This window comes from Streptomyces sp. NPDC048623 (assembly GCF_040650755.1).
Classification (GTDB): domain Bacteria; phylum Actinomycetota; class Actinomycetes; order Streptomycetales; family Streptomycetaceae; genus Streptomyces.
In genome coordinates this window covers 156152-161068 of the sequence record NZ_JBEZHV010000019.1, presented here as the reverse complement: position 1 = coordinate 161068, position 4917 = coordinate 156152, and the positions used below count along the sequence as shown (strand labels likewise).

The 4917-nt window shown below is 70.8% G+C and carries 3 protein-coding genes; 2 read left to right on the top strand and 1 reads right to left on the bottom strand.

Annotation, left to right across the window (positions count from 1 at the left end):
• Positions 1-157 precede the first annotated feature (157 nt).
• Complete coding sequence (locus tag AB0C73_RS25745) at positions 158-1495, bottom strand: MATE family efflux transporter (protein WP_362534391.1); 1338 nt, start codon at positions 1493-1495, stop codon at positions 158-160.
• 424 nt (positions 1496-1919) lie between these two features.
• On the opposite strand from AB0C73_RS25745, the gene dnaB reads away from it, so the two are divergent.
• Together dnaB and AB0C73_RS25735 are read left to right on the top strand one after the other, a co-directional pair.
• Positions 1920-3398 (top strand): replicative DNA helicase, encoded by a 1479-nt coding sequence (gene dnaB, locus AB0C73_RS25740; protein WP_362534388.1) that lies wholly within the window; start codon positions 1920-1922, stop codon positions 3396-3398.
• A gap of 35 nt (positions 3399-3433) precedes the next feature.
• A complete protein-coding gene (locus tag AB0C73_RS25735; RefSeq protein WP_362534385.1) occupies positions 3434-4819 on the top strand; it encodes a serine hydrolase domain-containing protein in 1386 nt (461 codons plus the stop codon).
• Positions 4820-4917: the final 98 nt, after the last annotated feature.

The window sequence follows — 4917 nt, the reverse complement described above, 5'->3', positions numbered from 1 at the left end:
CTTCGGCGTCCGCGAAGATCTCGTCGGCTGAGGACGCGATGGCGGCGCGCCGGAGCCAGCGGCTCAGGAGGTGCCTCGGGGTGCGGCCCTTCCGCTGTGGAACGGGAGCGTTGAACGGCGTCGTTTCACGTGAAACACCCGGTTTCACGTGAAACATTCAGCGCGTGGCGCCGGTGACGATCCAGCGGCCGGAGCGGGCGCGGAACCAGAGGGTCGCCAGGCGCACGGTCATCATCAGCGCCATCGCGCCCCAGAGCGCGGTCAGCCCGCCACCCAGGACGGGGACGAGCAGGGCGACCGGGGCGAAGACGATCAGGGTGAGCAGCATGGCCCAGGCGAGGTAGGGGCCGTCGCCGGCGCCCATCAGGACACCGTCGAGGACGAAGACCACGCCGGAGACCGGCTGGGAGAGCGCGACCACGAGCAGGGCGGGGAGCAGGGCGTCCTGGACCGCGGAGTCCCCGGTGAAGAGCGGGACGAACAGGGGGCGGGCGAGGATGAGCAGTGCGCCCAGGACGACCCCGGAGAGCGCGCCCCACTGGACCATGCGGCGGCAGACCTGGCGGGCGCCGTCCGCGTCGTCGGCGCCGAGATAGCGCCCGATGATGGCCTGCCCGGCGATGGCGATCGCGTCGAGGGCGAAGGCCATCAGGCTCCACAGGGACAGGATGATCTGGTGGGCGGCCACATCGGCGTCCCCGAGCCGGGCGGCGACGGCGGTGGCGATCATCAGGACGGCGCGCAGCGAGAGCGTACGGATCAGGAGCGGGGCGCCGGCCTGGGCGGAGGCCCGGATGCCGGCGGCGTCGGGACGCAGGGACGCGCCGTGGCGGCGGGCGCCGCGGATGACGACGACGAGGTACGCGGCGGCCATGCCGAGCTGGGCGATGACCGTGCCCCAGGCGGAGCCGGCGATGCCGAGGCCGGCGCCGTAGACCAGGCCGAGGTTGAGGGCGCCGTTGGCCGCGAAGCCGGCGATGGCGACATAGAGCGGGGTGCGGGTGTCCTGGAGACCGCGCAGCACACCGGTGGCGGCCAGGACGACCAGCATGGCGGGGATGCCCAGGCTGGAGATCCGCAGATAGGTGACGGCGTAGGGGGCGGCGGTGTCGGAGGCGCCGAAGACGTCGACGAGCCAGGGAGCGGTGGGCAGGGTGAGGGCGACCACGGCGACACCGAGCAGCAGGGCGAGCCAGATGCCGTCCATGCCCTGGCGGATGGCGGCCTTGAGGTCGCCGGCACCGACGCGGCGGGCGACGGCCGCGGTGGTGGCGTAGGCGAGGAAGACGAAGACGCTCACGGCGGTGGAGAGGAGTGCCGAGGCGATGGCGAGTCCGGCGAGCTGGGGGGTGCCGAGATGCCCGACGATGGCACTGTCGGCCATGAGGAACAGGGGCTCGGCGACGAGTGCGCCGAAGGCCGGGACGGCGAGCGAGACGATCTCGCGGTCGTGTTGCCGTCGAACGGCCTTGGGGGGCGCGGGAGCCTGGTGCATGGGCTCAATCTAATCTTCCACAGGTAAGAGATGCAATCACATAGAGACCCTTACCTTCGCGGCGAGTGACCCTTCGGGTGTGCGCCGTTTGTTCTGATCTTGGTCCGGGTGGCAAAGTTTTTCTCCCCCACAGCCGGTGGATGGAAAAACCGCAGGTCAGAGGCGCTTGATTGCGGGGGTTATGAGTTTGTCCACATGGCTGTCCCCCGGTCCGTGCACAGGTTCCGGGGAGTTCTCCACAGCATCTGGGCCTTCACCCACAGGCCCTGTGGATAACCAGATTGGCTGACGGTGCCCGCGGGCCTACCGTGGTCCGGCGCCCGACGCGCCAGAAGCGGAGTCAAAGCCCCTTTTTTGTCCGAGCCGTGGCGTAAGAAAGAGGGGCACGGCGAGGTCCGCGGAGCGGACGGGAGGAGGTGGCTTGGTGAGCATGCCCGAGCCCATGGACGATCCCTGGGCCGACAGCGGACCCGGCGACCGGCTCCCGACGCGTACCCGTGAGCGGGGCGGCCGCGGGCGCGGCCGGGAGGACCAGCACGAGCGCGGCAGCGAGGGCGGCTGGGACAGCGGGGTGTCCGCCTTCGAGCGCGTACCCCCGCAGGACCTCGACGCCGAGCAGTCCGTCCTCGGCGGCATGCTGCTGTCCAAGGACGCCATCGCCGACGTCGTCGAGATCATCAAGGGCCACGACTTCTACAAGCCGGCCCACGAGACCGTCTACGCGGCGATCCTCGACCTGTACGCGAAGGGCGAGCCCGCCGACCCCATCACGGTCGGCGCCGAGCTCACCAAGCGCGGTGAGATCACCCGGGTCGGCGGCGCCTCGTATCTGCACACCCTCGTGCAGTCGGTGCCGACCGCGGCCAACGCCTCGTACTACGCGGAGATCGTCCACGAGCGGGCCGTGCTGCGCCGCCTCGTCGAGGCCGGCACCAAGATCACGCAGATGGGATACGCGGCGGACGGCGACGTCGACGAGATCGTCAACCGCGCCCAGGCCGAGATCTACCAGGTCACCGAGCAGCGCACGACCGAGGACTATCTGCCGCTCGGCGACATCATGGAGGGCGCGCTCGACGAGATCGAGGCGATCGGCTCGCGCAGCGGCGAGATGACCGGTGTCCCCACCGGCTTCACCGACCTCGACGCGCTCACCAACGGTCTGCACCCCGGTCAGATGATCATCATCGCGGCCCGTCCCGCCATGGGTAAGTCCACCCTCGCGCTGGACTTCGCGCGGGCCGCGTCCATCAAGAACAACCTGCCCAGCGTCATCTTCTCCCTCGAAATGGGCCGCAACGAGATCGCCATGCGTCTGCTCTCGGCCGAGGCCCGGGTGGCGCTGCACCACATGCGCTCCGGCACCATGACCGACGACGACTGGACCCGGCTCGCCCGCCGGATGCCGGACGTCTCGCAGGCCCCGCTCTACATCGACGACTCGCCGAACCTGTCGATGATGGAGATCCGCGCCAAGTGCCGCCGGCTCAAGCAGCGGGCCGGTCTCAAGCTCGTCATCATCGACTACCTCCAGCTGATGCAGTCCGGCGGCTCCAAGCGCGCCGAGAGCCGCCAGCAGGAGGTCTCCGACATGTCGCGAAACCTGAAGCTCCTCGCCAAGGAGCTGGAGCTCCCGGTGATCGCGCTCTCGCAGCTGAACCGTGGTCCCGAGCAGCGCACGGACAAGAAGCCGATGGTGTCCGACCTCCGAGAGTCCGGCTCCATCGAGCAGGACGCCGACATGGTCATCCTGCTGCACCGCGAGGACGCCTACGAGAAGGAGTCCCCGCGCGCCGGCGAGGCCGACATCATCGTCGGCAAGCACCGTAACGGTCCGACGGCGACCATCACCGTGGCCTTCCAGGGCCACTACTCGCGCTTCGTGGACATGGCACAAACCTGATCGAGATCCCCGGGGCGGCACGGCATGATCGCCGTATGACCTCGACTTTCGAAGCCCTGTTGCCCAGTACCGAACGTGCTCTGCTGCACCGTGTGGCCGTCGCGCAGAGCGAGGGGCGCGCACCCTCGTTCGCCGCCGGTGTCGCGCGGGAGGGCGCGATGGTGTGGAGCGGTTCCCGCAGCTGTGTCGACGGGCACGCCCCGGACGCCGGGACGCAGTACCGGATCGGCTCGATCACCAAGGTGTTCACCGCGGTTCTGGTGATGCGGCTGAGGGACGAGGGGCTGCTGAGTCTTGAGGATCCGCTGGAGAAGCATCTGCCGGGCACGGGCGTCGGCGAGGTGACGATCGCTCAACTCCTGGGCCACACCTCGGGTCTTGCCGCCGAGACTCCGTCGCCCTGGTGGGAGCGGACGCCGGGGACCGTCCGGCCGGAGCTTTCCGATGTGCTGGGGGAGCGGCCGATGCTGCACCCGGTGGGACGGCTCCACCACTACTCCAACCCCGGTTACACGCTGCTCGGTTCGCTGGTGGAGGCGGTGCGCGGGGTGCCGTGGGAGGAGGCGCTGCGCACCGAGATCCTGGAGCCGCTGGGCCTCGACCGGACGACGACGCAGCCGGTCGCGCCGCATGCCGGCGGTTTCGCGGTGCACCCCTGGGCGGATGTGATGATGCCCGAACCCGCCGAGGACCTGGGGGTGATGGCCCCGGCGGGGCAGCTCTGGTCCACGGTCGGCGACCTGTGCCGGTTCGGCGTCTTCCTCGCCGAGGGGGACGACCGGGTGCTCGGCGCGGCCACCGTGGCGGAGATGCGGGTGCCCGCGGCGCCGCCCGGCACGAGCGACCCGACGATGGGCTACGGCCTCGGCCTCCAGCTCGTGCACTCGGAGCGCGGGCTGCTGTTCGGGCACACCGGTTCGCTGCCCGGCTTCGTCGCCGGCCTGTGGGTGAGCGTCGAGGACGGGGTGGCCGCGGTGGCCCTCGCCAACGCCACCAGCGGGCCGCTCACGGGCACCGTGGCCGCCGAACTCATCCGGATCGTCGCGGAGGCCGAGCCGCGTCTGCCGAAGCCCTGGCGGCCCCTTCCTGCGGCCGAGGTCGACGAGGAGCTGCTCGCCCTCACCGGCCCCTGGTACTGGGGCACGTACTCCTACGGCCTGCGGGTCGGCGCCGGGCGCGCCGTGACCCTGGAGCCGCTGAAGGGCGTGGGGCGGCGGGCGACCTTCCGCCCGCTGCCCGACGGCAGCGGCTGGACCGGCCTCGACGGCTACTACCAGGGGGAGACCCTGCGGGTGGTGAAGCGCGAGGACGGCTCGGTGAGCCATCTCGACCTCGGGTCCTTCGTCTTCACCCGCGAGCCCTACGAGCGGGGTGACGCCGTGCCAGGCGGGGTGGACGAGACGCCCTGGCGCGGACTCTGACCTGTGTGGGGCGGCTCCCGGGGAGTCTGGCGTGGGGGGGGGGGGGTGTTTATGAACCACGACGGGGGGGGGAGGGCCGCGCGGAAAACTACCCCCCA